Source organism: Ancylobacter sp. TS-1, assembly GCF_009223885.1.
GTDB lineage: Bacteria > Pseudomonadota > Alphaproteobacteria > Rhizobiales > Xanthobacteraceae > Ancylobacter.
Map to the genome: position 1 here is coordinate 53755 of NZ_CP045144.1, position 12853 is coordinate 66607.

Annotated in this window: 17 protein-coding genes and 1 tRNA gene; 6 read left to right on the top strand and 12 right to left on the bottom strand. The window is 69.3% G+C overall.

Annotated elements, in window-relative coordinates; all coding sequences use genetic code 11:
* Positions 1-65: 65 nt before the first annotated feature.
* Entirely contained in the window at positions 66-215 is a 150-nt protein-coding gene (locus GBB76_RS18690) for a hypothetical protein (protein WP_202911135.1), read from the top strand.
* Between the two features lie 7 nt (positions 216-222).
* Here the strand turns inward: GBB76_RS18690 and GBB76_RS00245 are convergent, their stop codons facing one another.
* The 5 genes from GBB76_RS00245 to GBB76_RS00260 all read right to left on the bottom strand — a co-directional run bounded on the left by GBB76_RS00245 (position 223) and on the right by GBB76_RS00260 (position 2445).
* A complete protein-coding gene (locus tag GBB76_RS00245; protein WP_152301420.1) occupies positions 223-588 on the bottom strand; it encodes a hypothetical protein in 366 nt (121 codons plus the stop codon).
* 94 nt (positions 589-682) lie between these two features.
* On the bottom strand, positions 683-982 hold the full coding sequence (locus GBB76_RS00250) for a hypothetical protein (protein WP_152301421.1): 300 nt from the start codon (positions 980-982) through the stop codon (positions 683-685).
* A 123-nt stretch (positions 983-1105) separates the two neighbouring features.
* Positions 1106-2083, bottom strand: coding sequence for a c-type cytochrome (locus tag GBB76_RS00255; RefSeq protein ID WP_152304692.1), 978 nt, complete (start codon positions 2081-2083; stop codon positions 1106-1108).
* Positions 2084-2127: 44 nt separating this feature from the next.
* Entirely contained in the window at positions 2128-2250 is a 123-nt protein-coding gene (locus tag GBB76_RS18900; RefSeq protein ID WP_256366644.1) for a hypothetical protein, read from the bottom strand.
* A gap of 118 nt (positions 2251-2368) precedes the next feature.
* Positions 2369-2445: transfer RNA gene (locus GBB76_RS00260), tRNA-His, on the bottom strand.
* A gap of 201 nt (positions 2446-2646) precedes the next feature.
* Here GBB76_RS00260 and GBB76_RS00265 point away from each other — a divergent pair.
* Positions 2647-2850 (top strand): DUF4089 domain-containing protein, encoded by a 204-nt coding sequence (locus GBB76_RS00265; RefSeq protein WP_162375438.1) that lies wholly within the window; start codon positions 2647-2649, stop codon positions 2848-2850.
* A 5-nt stretch (positions 2851-2855) separates the two neighbouring features.
* Positions 2856-4280 carry an AtzE family amidohydrolase gene (locus GBB76_RS00270; RefSeq protein WP_152301423.1) on the top strand — a complete coding sequence of 475 codons (1425 nt, stop codon included), beginning with the start codon at positions 2856-2858 and terminating at the stop codon, positions 4278-4280.
* 21 nt (positions 4281-4301) lie between these two features.
* Here the strand turns inward: GBB76_RS00270 and GBB76_RS00275 are convergent, their stop codons facing one another.
* Complete coding sequence (locus GBB76_RS00275; protein ID WP_152301424.1) at positions 4302-5072, bottom strand: TIGR02186 family protein; 771 nt, start codon at positions 5070-5072, stop codon at positions 4302-4304.
* Complete coding sequence (locus tag GBB76_RS00280; protein ID WP_152301425.1) at positions 5069-5995, bottom strand: sulfite exporter TauE/SafE family protein; 927 nt, start codon at positions 5993-5995, stop codon at positions 5069-5071. The genes GBB76_RS00275 and GBB76_RS00280 overlap by 4 nt, the downstream gene beginning before the upstream one ends.
* Before the next feature lie 357 nt (positions 5996-6352).
* Between GBB76_RS00280 and GBB76_RS00285 the strand changes: the two genes are divergently transcribed.
* Together GBB76_RS00285 and GBB76_RS00290 are read left to right on the top strand one after the other, a co-directional pair.
* Positions 6353-7633, top strand: a complete 1281-nt coding sequence (locus GBB76_RS00285; RefSeq protein ID WP_152301426.1) for a sorbosone dehydrogenase family protein — start codon at positions 6353-6355, stop codon at positions 7631-7633.
* Between the two features lie 61 nt (positions 7634-7694).
* A complete protein-coding gene (locus GBB76_RS00290; RefSeq protein ID WP_246668981.1) occupies positions 7695-8024 on the top strand; it encodes a cytochrome c in 330 nt (109 codons plus the stop codon).
* On the opposite strand, the gene GBB76_RS00295 is transcribed toward GBB76_RS00290, so the two are convergent.
* The 3 genes from GBB76_RS00295 to meaB form a co-directional block, all read right to left on the bottom strand.
* Positions 8021-8656 (bottom strand): peptidase C15, encoded by a 636-nt coding sequence (locus tag GBB76_RS00295; protein WP_246668982.1) that lies wholly within the window; start codon positions 8654-8656, stop codon positions 8021-8023. The genes GBB76_RS00290 and GBB76_RS00295 overlap by 4 nt on opposite strands.
* Positions 8646-9032, bottom strand: a complete 387-nt coding sequence (locus GBB76_RS00300) for a response regulator (protein ID WP_152301428.1) — start codon at positions 9030-9032, stop codon at positions 8646-8648. Before GBB76_RS00300 ends, GBB76_RS00295 begins: the two co-directional genes overlap by 11 nt.
* A 121-nt stretch (positions 9033-9153) precedes the next feature.
* The gene (gene meaB, locus GBB76_RS00305) at positions 9154-10146 is read right to left on the bottom strand and encodes a methylmalonyl Co-A mutase-associated GTPase MeaB (protein ID WP_152301429.1); all 993 of its coding nucleotides are present in this window, start codon (positions 10144-10146) and stop codon (positions 9154-9156) included.
* 88 nt (positions 10147-10234) lie between these two features.
* Between meaB and GBB76_RS00310 the strand changes: the two genes are divergently transcribed.
* Positions 10235-10438: a CsbD family protein gene (locus GBB76_RS00310; RefSeq protein WP_152301430.1), complete on the top strand. Its 204-nt coding sequence runs from the start codon at positions 10235-10237 to the stop codon at positions 10436-10438.
* Between the two features lie 98 nt (positions 10439-10536).
* On the opposite strand, the gene GBB76_RS00315 is transcribed toward GBB76_RS00310, so the two are convergent.
* Complete coding sequence (locus tag GBB76_RS00315) at positions 10537-11397, bottom strand: branched-chain amino acid aminotransferase (protein WP_152301431.1); 861 nt, start codon at positions 11395-11397, stop codon at positions 10537-10539.
* 5 nt (positions 11398-11402) lie between these two features.
* Complete coding sequence (locus GBB76_RS00320; RefSeq protein WP_152301432.1) at positions 11403-12785, bottom strand: dipeptidase; 1383 nt, start codon at positions 12783-12785, stop codon at positions 11403-11405.
* Positions 12786-12853 lie beyond the last annotated feature (68 nt).

Here is a 12853-nt window from a genome sequence, read left to right on the forward strand (position 1 = left end):
CCGTCCGCTTGCATGGGCGGACGGCATCGACCGCGTGCGGGATCGAGGCCGGGAGGTTCGGAGCCATGTCAGAGGAAGTGGTGCGGGCGTCGGATGCGTTCGCGATGAGCTATCTGCGCAAGCGCGGGGCGCGCCTGAGGGTGCGGCCCGATGTCTGGCGGGCGCTGAGCGCCGCCGGCGCTGACATGTCGCTCTACATGTGCGACACGCGCTGAGGGCGGCTCACTCGCGGCCAAGCACGGCCTTGAACTCGTCCGGCAGCAGGACATTGGCCGGCGCCTCGCCGAACATCGGGGCGATCTGCTGGGGCGTGTAGCCGGCATGGCCGCAGCCGATGGGCGAGAGCTGGAAGGTAAGGTCCGCCCGCGCCGTCGCGAATTTCAGGAAGCGGCGCACATATTTCTCGATCTCGCCGAGGGGCAGCGTCTCGATGTTCCAGTCCTTGGTCGGGATGGCGAAGGCGGTGCCGGTCAGCCCGAAGCCGACGCCCCATTCGGCGCCGCGATTCTCATAGGCCCAGCGCGCCGCGCCGCCGCCATGGATGCCGGCGAGATTGGAGCCGAAGACAAAAACCGGGTTGCGTGCCATCGCCGCTCCTCCTTGGCCCTATCTCTGGCCAAAGCGCAGGGATCGGGTCAACCGGGAAATGCATGCCGATGCGGAACGAGGGGTAGCGCGCCGCTCAGGGCGCCATGATTTCCGGCACGCCGCAATTGGGCGGGGCGCAGTCGGGCAGCTTGATCTGCGCGGCCTCTCCCTCCGGCGGCGGGCCGGGAAGCGGCACCAGCTCGCCCGTCAGCGGCGCCGGCGCGTCCGGCCCGAGATTGATATCCGGCGGCTGGGCGAGCGAGGAGCCCGCCGGGTTGGGCAGGATGCCCGAATCGGCCGGCGGAAGCGGATTGGTCTGCGCCAGTGCCGGGGAGCCGAGAGCGCCGATCACTGCAAGGCAGGCCAGAAGGCGGGTGGAGGCGGTCCGGTTCATCATGGGCTCCCATCGGCATTCGTGCGCGAAGGGATGCTAGCAGCAGAGAGGGGCGCGAGGAAGATTGCCCGCCCCCTCCTGCGCGGACCGGCCGGCCTTTTCGCAGGGGCGCCCGGGGGGCGATCAGCGTGCGTTCGGGTTGGCGATCTCGCCGCGTTCGGCCTTCAGCCGGGCGATCTCGGCGCGAATGGGCGCGAAGGGACCGAAGCGGTGCTGCTCCGCCGGAGACCCGTCGGCATAAGGGCCATAGGGTGCGTCCACCGGCTTCAGCAGGAGATCGGGAAAGTCGCGGTCGAGGCCAGCCATGCGGGGACGCGGCTGCGCGCTGACGAAGGCGGCGACGTCCCACGCCTCCTCGGGCGAAAGAGTCGGCGCCACCCAGGAGGTTCCGTTCGGCATGTTGTCGTGCACGAAATTGGCGAGCGTGATCAGCCGCGCCATGCCGGCGCCGTCGTTGAAGCTGTCGGGCCCCCACAGGGGCGGCACCGCATAGCCCAATTGCGGCAGCGCCTCGTTGCGCCGCACGCCGAGGCCGTCGCGGCGGTGGCAGTCGGCGCAGTCGCGGGCGTAGAGCGGCGCGCCACGGGCCGGATCGGCGGCGCGGGCGAGTTCCGGCATCCGGCCGGCGCCTTCGCCGGCGATCGCCGCGTCGGCGGGAATGTTGGCGGACAGCACCTTGAGATAGGCCAGGATCGCCTGCATCGGCCGGGCGGTCTCGGGCATCGGCCGGCCGTCGAGGCTGCGCCGCATGCACTGGTTCACCCGGTCGAAGAGCGAGGCGGTCTCGCCGCTGCGGGTGCTGTAGGCGGGATAGTCGGCCGAGGCCGTCACCAGCGGCAGGCCGAACTTCTTCAGCCCGGCCTGGAGATGGCAACTCGCGCAGGCGAGGTTGTTGCCGGCGAAGCGGGCGGCGGGGTCGGCCACGGCCGGGCCGACATGGGCATAGGTCGCCTCAATGACCGAGCGGCCATAGCGGGCCAGCCGGCCGAATTCGTCGTCGGGCAGCGCGTCGAGGGCGGGAACGTCCCAGAGCACCACTTGTTGCGCGCGCGGGGGCGGAGCGGGCGCGTCGGATTGAGCGAGGGCCGCCGGCGCGCACATCGCCAGCGCAAGCGCCACCAGCACGGCGCGCACGGCGCCGGAACCTATTTCGACCACGGCAGCAGCCCGGTCAGAACCTCGCCATTGCCGGAGACGAAGGCCCCGACGACCACGGCGACGACGCCGAGACCGATGACGTAAAGGGTGGAGCGCGTGCGGTCGGACATGTCTGCAGCGTCGTGGCGCGAGGTCGGGGTGTCAAGATGTCGGGCGGCGACCTTGCCGGCGCCGCCGCGCGCCGCACCTTGCCGGAGCGGGCAGGCCGAGAGCGAACAAGGGAGATTCTGGTACAGCTGGGTGGGCTCGAACCACCGACCTCCGGTTCCACAGACCGGCGCTCTAACCAACTGAGCTACAGCTGCGTGCCAGAACGGCGCGGAACCTACTTGGCCGGCCCGCGCTTTGCAAGACCGCCGCGGCGGCTTGCGCAACCCTTTGCCGAACCCCGTGGAAAAGCCGCGCGCCGTGCATTGCTGCGATCCTGTGGCATGCTTCCTGTATCATGCTTCCTGTATGACGAGACCGGAGCCGGAGTGCGGCCGGCAGGACAGTGGGGGGAGTGCATGGGCGATCAGGGGGCGACCGACGCCGGGGCGGATCTCGGCGCGTTTCTCGATTCGGGGCTGCGCCTCGCCGGCCTGCCGCTGGAGGCCGAGCTTCGCCCACGCGTGCTGATGCATCTGGCGACCGCCCTGACGATGCTGGAGCTGGTCGCGGAATTCCCGCTCCCCGACGAGGCGGAACCCGCCCCGGTCTATGTTCCGTGAGCGCCATGACCGCCGATAACTCCCCGCAATCGTCCGAAGCCGCGCGCCTGCTCGCCGGTCCCGCGCTTGATCTCGCCGCTGCCGTGCGCGAGGGGCAGGTGAGCGCCACCGCTGTCGCGCAGGCGGCGCTGGCGCGCATCGAGACGCTCGATCCCGTGCTCAACGCCTTCACCGACGTGACGCGCGAACGGGCGCTGGCGGAGGCCGGCGCCCTTGACGCCGCGCGGGCGGCGGGCGCGCCGCTGGGGCCGCTGGCAGGGGTGCCGTTCGCGGTGAAGAACCTGTTCGATCTCAAGGGCCTGCCGACGCGGGCCGGCTCGAAGATCAACCGCGACCGCCCGCCGGCGGCGCGCGACGCGACGCTGGTGGAGCGGATGAAGGCGTCCGGCGCGGTGTGCCTCGGCGGGCTGAACATGGGCGAATATGCCTATGACTTCACCGGCGAGAACCTGCATGACGGCAATTCGCGCAACCCGCACAATCACGGCCACATGTCGGGCGGTTCGTCCGGCGGCTCGGGCGCGGCGGTCGGCGGCAAGCTGGTGCCGCTCTCGCTGGGGTCGGACACCAACGGGTCCATCCGCGTGCCGTCCTCCTTCTGCGGCATTTTCGGGCTGAAGCCGACCTATGGGCGGCTGTCGCGGGCGCGCAGCTTCCCCTTCGTGGCGAGCCTCGACCATCTCGGCCCCTTCGCGCGGCATGTCGGCGATCTCGCCGCCGCCTATGATGCCCTGCTCGGGCTCGATGCGGACGATCCGGGACAGGCCGACAAGCCCTTCGCGCCGACCCTGCCGGGCCTCGACGCGCCGGGAGGCTTGAGGGTCGCGGTGCTCGGCGGCTGGTTCGCCCGCCAGGGCACGCCGCAGGCCTATGCGGCGGTGGCGCGCGCGGCGGCCGCGCTGGGGGCGACGGCGACGGTGGAACTGCCCGAGGTCGAACGGGCGCGGGCGGCCGCCTACATCATCTCCATGACCGAGGGCGCGGCGCTGCATGCCGGCCGCCTGCGCACGCGGCCGGCCGAATTCGACCCGGCGGTGCGCGAGAGGCTGCTGGCCGGCTCCGTGCTGCCGGCCGCCGCCGTCGCGCGGGCGCAGGTCTTTCGCCGCTGGTTCCGCGAGCGGGCGCTGGAGCTGTTCGCCGACTGGGACGTGCTGATCGCGCCGGCGACGCCGGTTCCGGCCCCGCGCAGCGGGCAGGCGACCTTCGTGCTCGACGGGCGCGAAATGCTGGTGCGGCCCAATATCGGCATCTACACCCAGCCGATCTCCTTCATCGGCCTGCCGGTGGCGGCGGCGCCGGTGCCGACCGGCGATGAACTTCCGATCGCCGTGCAGCTCATCGCCGCGCCGTGGCGCGAGGAGGCCGCGCTGCGTGCCGCGCGGGTGCTGGAGAGGGCCGGCGTCGCCTACGCGCCCGAGCCGGCGGCCTGATCCTCGCGGCGGGGCTCAGCCTCAGTCTCGGCGGAAGGCGACGTTGGCGATGAAGCCGACCGCCAGCGCCCCGAAGGCGGTGACGAGGCCGTAGAACCAGGGATGGTCCTGCGCCGCCGTCGCCACGGCCTGCTCGAAATCGACCTTCGCCACGTCGAGGCTCACCGCGCCGCGATGCGTCAGCGCGCCGCCCGCGAAGGTCTTCACCACCACCTCATAGGTGCCGATCGGCGCCGTTCCCGGGATCGGGAAGGCGGCGCGGAAGACGTGCGGGGCAAGGAACTCGACGCCGGCCGGACGCTCGAGATAGAGCCCCTGCGCCTGCTTCACCCGCAGGAAGGCCTGCCGGAACGGATCCTCCGCGACCACGTCGGCATAGTCGGCGCCCACCCGTTGCAGCAGCCGGTTATTGACGAAGCCGGCCTGCTCCTGCCGCAGAAGGTCGGCCGGCGCCATCAGCGCCGGGTCGCGGTTGCTCAGCACGGCGAGATAGGACGGGGCGGCGAGGAAGGACCGGCTGTCGACATTCACCCACAGGCCGAAGCGCCGCTCCTTGCGCCAGGTGACGAAGCTCTCGCTCGGCCCGCGCACGGTGACGACGACGTCGTAGGCGCCGGTGTCCGGCTGGCCGGATGCGGACGGCGCGATGACGCCGAACAGCACGAGGCTCTCGCCGGCGAAGCTGGAGGTGATGGTGACGCGCGCCTTGGAAAGCGACAGCACGAGGTCGCCGGCCCGCGCCATGCCGGGCAGGGCGAGGAGGCAGAAAAGCAGCGCCGCCAGCCACCTCATCGCGCCGCCTCGTCGATCTTGACCGTGTAGAGGTCGGCGGGGCGGGCGGTCTGGTCGACGGCCACCCGGATGCCGACCGCCAGCACCAGAAGGCCGAGCAGCAGGCGCAGCCGCTCCGCCTTCATGCTCTGTCCGGCGCGGGCGCCGAACTGCGTGCCGATGGCGCCCCCGACCATCAGCACGAGGCCCAGCACCGCATCCACCGTCTGGTTCAGCACCGCATGCATGAGAATGGCGGCGACCATCGTCACCAAGGTGAGCATGAGCGCGGTGGCGATGGAGGTCACTGTCGGCACGCGCAGGAGATAGATGAGCGCGGGCACGAGCAGGAAGCCGCCGCCAATGCCCATCAGCGCGCCGAGAAAGCCGATGGAGAAGCCGATCGTCACCACCGGGATGACCGACACATAGATGCGCGACTGCCGGAACCGCATCTTGAACGGCATGCGCAGGAACCAGGCATGCGCGCCGGGGCGTTTCACGCTGGACTTCTCGCCGCGCCACTCGCGCAGCAGCGCCCGCAGGCTCTCGATCACCATCATCGCGCCGACGGATCCGAGCAGCACGATGTAGGCGATGGCGATGACGAGATCGAGCTGGCCGAAGCGGCGCAGCACCATGAAGGTGAGCACGCCGGCAAGCGTGCCGGTCAGGCCCCCGGTGAGCAGGATCAGGCCGAGCTGCACATCCACCAGCTTGCGGCGCATGTAGCTGAGCGTGCCGGAAAAGGACGAGGCGGCCATGTGCGTGGACACGCTGGCCACCGCGACGGCCGGCGGCACGCCGAGGAAGATCAGCAGCGGCGTCATGAGAAAGCCGCCGCCCACCCCGAACATGCCCGAGATGAAGCCCACCGCGATCCCCAGTGCGAGGAGGGTGAAGATGTTCACCGGCAGTTCCGCGATCGGCAGATAGATGGTCACGGGGCGATCCGCGTGCGGGAGGACCCCGAACGGATTAGCAGGATTCGCCCGCGCCCGCGCTGCGGTCGTTGCGCCGGGCTGCCGTGGCGCCGGGCGGCCGTTCCGGGAGCCGGCTCGACCGTGTATCAAGCATGCGGTTCGTATAGATACATTATGCCACACAATGTATTCTTAAGTAGATTCAGTAAGAATGTAGTAGCGGGATGGCACGTGGTCATAATTTCAGACCACAACGCGACGGTAGTAAGAGAAATATGCGTATTGGGGCAGGGTTGCTGACTTAACCTTCCCGGGGCGCGTGCTAGCGTGCCGCCGTTAACGGACCCGAACGAGGTCCGGGATGTCTAGGAGGAAACCATGTCTATTATTTCGCGCGGCCGGCGTTCCGCCGCGCTGCTCGCGTCCACCATGTTCGCCGGCGCGATGATGTTCTCGGCGGCGCATGCGCAGTCGACCGACAACATGCAGAAGCTGTCGAACTTCCAGTCGACCGGCGCCTCCATGGAAATGGAGACGGTTCCCCAGACCGGCCCGCGTGTCGGCGCGTTCAACAAGACGCTGCAGGGCATCAAGCTGCCGGACGGCTTCAAGATCTCGCTCTACGCCATCGTTCCCGATGCGCGCGAGATGGCCGTCGGCCCGAATGCCGGTGTGGTCTTCGTCGGCACCCGCAAGTCGAAGGTATGGGCGGTCACCGACCGCGACAAGGACCGCGTCGCCGACGAGGTGAAGGTCTTCGCGCCCTCGATCAACTTCAAGCTGCCCAACGGCGTCTGCTTCTCCAAGGACGGCTTCCTGTTCGTCGCCGAGCAGAACCGCGTCCTTCTCTTCCCGGCCGCCGAGTTCTTCTATGAAGGGCCGGACGTTGCCGCCTTCGAGGTGGTCAAGCAGGGCGAACTGATCCCGCCCTCCGAAGAGTCCTACAACCACACGGCCCGCGTCTGCCGCATCGGGCCCGACGACAAGCTCTACATCACGATCGGCAACCCCTTCAACGTGTTCGCGCCCGAGAAGTTCGATCTCTACAAGAAGAACGGCATCGGCGGCATCGTGCGCATGGACCGCGACGGCAAGAACCGCGAAGTCTACGCTTGGGGCATCCGCAATTCGGTCGGCATGGACTTCAATCCGAAGGACAAGACCGTGTGGTTCACGGATAATCAGGTCGACGGCATGGGTGACAACATCCCTCCCGGCGAACTGAACCGCGCCACCAAGCTCGGCCAGAACTTCGGCTTCCCCTATTTCGGCGGTGGCAATGTGCGCACGGCCGAATACAAGGATCAGGTGCCGCCGGCCGACGCGGTGAAGCCCGAGGTCGAAATGGATGCGCATGCCGCTGATCTCGGCATGACCTTCTATACCGGCAAGCAGTTCCCGGCGAAGTATCGCGGCGGCATCTTCTCGGTGCAGCACGGCTCGTGGAACCGCACCACGCCGGTCGGCGCGCGGGTGATGTTCACCTCGCTCAAGGATGACGGCACGGCCGACAAGACCGAGGTCTTCGCCTCCGGCTGGCTGACGTCGAATGGCGAGTATCTCGGCCGCCCGGCCTCCGTCGCCCAGCTCAATGACGGCTCGCTGCTGGTGTCCGACGACACCTCGGGTGCGATCTACCGCATCTCCTACGGCGACTGAGCCCTCCCGTCCCCCCGCGGCCGGCGGTCGCGGGGGGACCCCTCCATGCCGGGAACCTCCAATGAAATTGACGATCTGCATGCCGCTCCTTGCGGCATCGGTGATGATCTGCGCGCCGGCGGTGGCGCAGGATGCCAAGGCGGGGCGCGCCACGGCATCCGCCCAATGCGCCGTCTGCCATGGCCCCAACGGCATCGCGCAAATGCCGACGGCGGCGAATCTGGCCGGCCAGCAGGAGCTTTATCTCGCCAAGGCGCTTGAGGATTTCCGTTCCGGCAAGCGCGAGAACGAGATGATGACGGTGATCGCGAAGGGCCTGAGCAATTCTGACGTGGCCAATCTCGCCGCCTGGTATTCCTCGATCCAGGTCACGGTGCAGCCCCCGCCCTAGGGAATTGCCGACCGCCACTGCGCCGCGAGTGCCATGAGCAACGCCTCCAGCCCCCGCTGGAGGCGTTGTCGCGAGAGGGCCCCCGGACGCGGCCGCGGAATGTGGACGAAGACGGCGCGGCGCCGCGTCCCCGCTGCCCAGCCATAGCCGCGCCATGCCAGGGCGTTGCACACATAGCCCCCGGCCTCGCGCGAGAGCCGCGCCGGCAGGCCGGCCTCCCGCAGTGCCCGCAGCAGCGGCATCGGCGCGGCCGCGAAGCGTCGCTGCGCCGGCGCGCCCGGCTCCAGAAGGCGCGTGGCCGGGCGCTGGCGCGCTATGTCCGGAAAAACCCCGGTGGCGTTGCGGGCGACGCGCTCGATGCAGACATGGCGTCGCCGGCCGGCAACGCCGAGCATCAGCACGATGTCGGGTGCGGCGGCGTCCAGAAGGGCCGGGAAGGAGGCCGCCTCGCTCCACAGGGTCGGCAGGATGCGGGCTTCCACGCGGGCGCCGCCGAGCCGGCGGCTGCGCGCCAGTGCCAAAGCGAGCGCCGCCGAGGGATTGGACGGCATGCCCGGGAAGCGGCCGAAGCCGGTGACGAGGATATGCGGCCGGGCGCCGGGCGCGGCCCGCGCGAGCGCCTCAGGCGCCACGCGCGGCGAGCGCGCGCGCCAGCGCGCCTTCAAGATCGACGAGGCGGAACGGCTTGCTGAGCAGCGGGCGGTCGCGCCACGGGTCCTCGATGGCGCCATCGGTGTAGCCGGTGGAAAACACCAGCGGTATGCCGTGGCCGGAGACCGCCTGCGCGATGTCGTAGCTGCGACCTTCCCCCAGATTGAGGTCGAGCAGCGCCACGTCGATCTCGCCGTGGCGGCTGGCGATGAAGCTGAGGGCATCGGCGATGCGGGTCTCGGTGCCGATCACCACGGCGCCGAGTTCCTCGACCATGGCCTCGATCATCGCCGCCACCAATGTCTCGTCCTCGACGACGAAGACGCGTCGGCCCGACAGCTCCTGCGGCTCGCCCATCGCGTCATCATCCCCGTTTTCCGGTGTCTGCCGGCATCCACCGGCGGCGCCTGTCGGAGCCGCCCCCGGCCCCGATCTGATTGAAAACCACTATCGCGGTCAATCGGGCTTTTTTGCGGGGTCACCAGCCGAACAGGGTGGCGATGCGCGTGGCGCCAAGCGTGGGCGACAGCGTGCCGTCCGCGACCGCGCGCTCGATGTCCGGCAGCTGCGAGCGCAGCGCCAAATCCGCGCGCATGCGGGCGCGCAGCCGGTCGTCGAACAGGGTCCACATCCACTTGACCTGCTGGGCGCTGCGCTTGTCCGCGAAGGCGCCGGCGGAGCGTGCCCGCTCGCGGTGCAGCAGCACCTGCGCCCACAACTCCGCGATGCCGGCGCCGGTGAGGCCGGAATAGGTGAGCACCGGCGTCGTCCAGTGCGCCTCGCGTCCGCCGAGCACATGCAGCGCCGCGCGGTACTCGCTCGCCGCCGCCTTGGCGCGCGGGGCGTTGGCGCCGTCCGCCTTGTTCACCGCGACGATGTCGGCGAGTTCGATGATGCCCTTCTTGATACCTTGCAGTTCGTCGCCGGCGCCGGGGAGCATCAGGACGAGGAACGTATCGGTCATGTCGGAGACAGCGGTTTCGGACTGGCCGACGCCGACCGTTTCCACGAGAACGACGTCATAGCCGGCCGCCTCGCACAGCAGCATCGTCTCGCGCGTGCGCGCCGCCACCCCGCCCAGTGTGCCCGCCGAGGGCGAGGGGCGCACGAAGGCGCGCTCGTCCATGGAGAGCCGGGCCATGCGGGTCTTGTCGCCGAGGATCGAGCCGCCGGTGCGCGTCGAGGAAGGATCGACCGCCAGCACCGCGATGCGGTGGCCCTGTTCGAGCAGATAGGTGCCGAGCGCGTCGATGGTGGTCGATTTGCCGACGCCGGGAACGCCGGTGATGCCGACACGCAGCGCCTTGCCGGTGAAGGGCAGCAGCGCCTGCGTCAATTGCTCGGCCAGAGCCCGGTGCTCCGGCTTGCGCGATTCGATCAGGGTGATGGCGCGCGCCAGCATGGCGCGGCGTCCGGCGCGCACGCCGTCCACGAGGTCGTCGAGCGGGGGAAGCGGGTTGGCGTGGATCAAATCGGGGACCTGCGCGTTGTCGAGGCGATGCTAGCAGCCAAGCCGGCGCCTGACGAGGCGAGGCACCTTGGTATCAAAGGAGACCCCCATGAACTGGGATCGGATTGAAGGCAACTGGAAGCAGGTCAAGGGTCAGGTGCGCCAGCAGTGGGGCAAGCTGACCGATGACGACGTCGACCGCCTGCACGGCAAGCGGGAGGAACTCGAGGGCGTGCTCCAGGAGCGCTACGGCCTCGCCAAGGATGAGGCCAACCGTCAGATCGACGACTGGAGCAACCGCTTCAAGATGTGAGCGGAGCCTCGTTCGAGGCCGTGAACAGGGCCCCCGCCATCAGGCGGGGGCCTTCGCGTTTCAGGCGGGGCTTTCGCGTTTAGGCAGGCCTTCGCGTTTCAGGAATGAGCGAAGTCCCAGTAGAGCTTGCGCGCCTTGCGGTAGACTGGACCGGGCTGAAGGTCGCGCTCCTCGATGCGGGTGATCGGCGAGACCTTGGAGTAGTTGCCGGTCGAGAAAATCTCGTCCGCTTCCAGGAAGTCGCGCCAGGTCAGCGTGCCCTCGACCACCTCGACGCCGCCCTGCCGCAGCAGGCCGAGCGTGCGGGTGCGGGTGATGCCGGCGAGGAAGGTGCCGTTGGCGGCCGGCGTCAGGGCCACCCCGTCCTTGACGATGAACACATTGGCGGTGGCCAGCTCGGCGACGTTGCCCAGCATGTCGCACAGGGCCGCATTGTCGAAGCCGCGCGCATGCGCCTCGACCAGCGCGCGGGCATTGTTGGGATAGAGGCAGCCCGCCTTGGCGTCGGTGACGGCGCATTCGATGGTCGGCCGGCGGAAGCGCGACAGGGTGATCGAGGTGCCGTAGGCGGGATCGGGCATGCCGGCCTCGTAGAGGCTGAGGCACCAGCGGGTCGATTCCGGGTCGGCGTCGACGGTGCGCGCGCCGGGATATTCCGCCCAGTACATCGGCCGGATGTAGAGCGCCGCGTCGGGGGCGAAGTGCTTGAGCCCGGCATGGGTCAGCTCGATCCATTTCTCGACCGAGACGACCGGCTTGAGCCCCATCGCCACCGCCGAGCGGTTCACCCGCAGGCAGTGCTGCGCGAGGTCGGGGGTCACGCCCTCGAAGGCGCGGGCGCCGTCGAACACCGAGGTGCCGAGCCAGGCGGCATGGGTGCGCACGCCCATGATCGGCACGTTGCCCTCGTGCCAGGCGCCGTCGAGATAGGTGAAGGTGCGGGTCCAGTGATGCGACATCGCCCTTACTCCGCCAGCGCCGCGAGGATGCGCACCCAGCTGCGTATGCCCTTGTGGAACGAGGCGAGGTCGTATTTCTCGTTCGGCGAATGGATGCGGTCGTCGTCGAGCGCGAAGCCGACCAGCAGCGTGTCCTGCCCCAGCACCTTCTTGAACTGGCCGACGATCGGGATGGAGCCGCCTTCGCCATAGGTGACGGCCGGCGCGCCCCATTCGTCGCCGAGCGCGGCGGCGGCCCTGGCCAGCAGCGGATTGTCATGGGCCACGGCCACCGCGCGGCTGCCCTCGCCGCCGAGGAACTCGACCGTGCAGTCGGCCGGCAGCTTCGAGCGGATATAGGCCCGCACCACGTCGCGCACATGGGCCGGATCCTGATCCGCCACGAGGCGGCAGGAAATCTTGGCGGTGGCGATGGAAGGAATGACCGTCTTGGCGCCCTCGCCGATATAGCCGCCCCACAGGCCGTTGACCTCGAAGGTCGGGCGGGTGGAGACCATCTCGATCAGCAGCCGGTCCTTCTCGCCGATCGGATCGGAAAGGCCGACGGGGCCGAGGAAGTTCTCCGCCGTCAGGTCGAGCTGCGACCACGCCGCCTTCACATGCTCCGGCGGCTCGACCACGCCGTCATAGAAGCCGGGGATGGTGATGCGCCCGTCCTCGCCGTGGATGCTGCCGATGATGTTGGAGATCACATGCAGCGGGTTGGCGGCGGCCCCGCCATAATAGCCGGAATGCAGGTCGCGGTCGGCGCAGCGTACGACGAACTCGTCATGCATCAGGCCGCGCAGCGAGAGGATGATGGCGGGGGTCTGGGCGTCCCACATGCCGGTGTCGCAGACGAGGGCGAGGTCGGCCTTCAGCTCGTCCTTATGCGAGGCGAGGAAGGTGCCGATATTGGCCGAGCCGCTCTCCTCCTCGCCCTCGACGACGATGGTGACGTCGACGGGGAGCTTGCCGAGCACCTTCACATAGGCGCGGCAGGCCTCCACGAAGGTCATCACCTGACCCTTGTCGTCGGAGGAGCCGCGCGCCACGATCCGCTTCACGCCCTCCGCGCTTTCGACGATGCGCGGTTCGAAGGGCGGGTTCTCCCACAGCTCCAGCGGGTCGACCGGCTGCACGTCGTAATGGCCGTAGAACATCACCCGCCGCGCGGCGCCGGCATGCGAGGTGCCGGTGACGATGGGGTGGCCGGCGGTCGCGTTCAGCCTGGCGTCGAGGCCGAGCGTGGCGAGATCGTCGGTCAGCCACTGGCCGGCGCGGCGGCACTCCTCCGCATAGGTGCGGTCGGTCGAGATGGAGGGAATGCGCAGGAAGGCGAACAGACGCTCGAGGCTGGCGTCGAGATCGGCATCCACCTGCGCGAGAACGCGGTCGAGATCGGACATCATCGGAATCCTTGTCGGTGTCGTCATCCCGGACGGAGCGAAGCGAAGATCCGGGATCGTCAAATCGG

Excerpts from the sequence above, each read along its gene's own strand:
- GBB76_RS18690 (WP_202911135.1), top strand. The coding sequence starts at position 66 with ATGTCAGAGGAAGTGGTGCGGGCGTCGGATGCGTTCGCGATGAGCTAT.
- GBB76_RS00245 (WP_152301420.1), bottom strand. The coding sequence starts at position 588 with ATGGCACGCAACCCGGTTTTTGTCTTCGGCTCCAATCTCGCCGGCATC.
- GBB76_RS00250 (WP_152301421.1), bottom strand. The coding sequence starts at position 982 with ATGAACCGGACCGCCTCCACCCGCCTTCTGGCCTGCCTTGCAGTGATC.
- GBB76_RS00255 (WP_152304692.1), bottom strand. The coding sequence starts at position 2,083 with ATGTGCGCGCCGGCGGCCCTCGCTCAATCCGACGCGCCCGCTCCGCCC.
- GBB76_RS18900 (WP_256366644.1), bottom strand. The coding sequence starts at position 2,250 with ATGTCCGACCGCACGCGCTCCACCCTTTACGTCATCGGTCTCGGCGTC.
- GBB76_RS00265 (WP_162375438.1), top strand. The coding sequence starts at position 2,647 with ATGGGCGATCAGGGGGCGACCGACGCCGGGGCGGATCTCGGCGCGTTT.
- GBB76_RS00270 (WP_152301423.1), top strand. The coding sequence starts at position 2,856 with ATGACCGCCGATAACTCCCCGCAATCGTCCGAAGCCGCGCGCCTGCTC.
- GBB76_RS00275 (WP_152301424.1), bottom strand. The coding sequence starts at position 5,072 with ATGAGGTGGCTGGCGGCGCTGCTTTTCTGCCTCCTCGCCCTGCCCGGC.
- GBB76_RS00285 (WP_152301426.1), top strand. The coding sequence starts at position 6,353 with ATGTCTATTATTTCGCGCGGCCGGCGTTCCGCCGCGCTGCTCGCGTCC.
- GBB76_RS00290 (WP_246668981.1), top strand. The coding sequence starts at position 7,695 with ATGAAATTGACGATCTGCATGCCGCTCCTTGCGGCATCGGTGATGATC.
- GBB76_RS00300 (WP_152301428.1), bottom strand. The coding sequence starts at position 9,032 with ATGGGCGAGCCGCAGGAGCTGTCGGGCCGACGCGTCTTCGTCGTCGAG.
- GBB76_RS00310 (WP_152301430.1), top strand. The coding sequence starts at position 10,235 with ATGAACTGGGATCGGATTGAAGGCAACTGGAAGCAGGTCAAGGGTCAG.
- GBB76_RS00315 (WP_152301431.1), bottom strand. The coding sequence starts at position 11,397 with ATGTCGCATCACTGGACCCGCACCTTCACCTATCTCGACGGCGCCTGG.
- GBB76_RS00320 (WP_152301432.1), bottom strand. The coding sequence starts at position 12,785 with ATGTCCGATCTCGACCGCGTTCTCGCGCAGGTGGATGCCGATCTCGAC.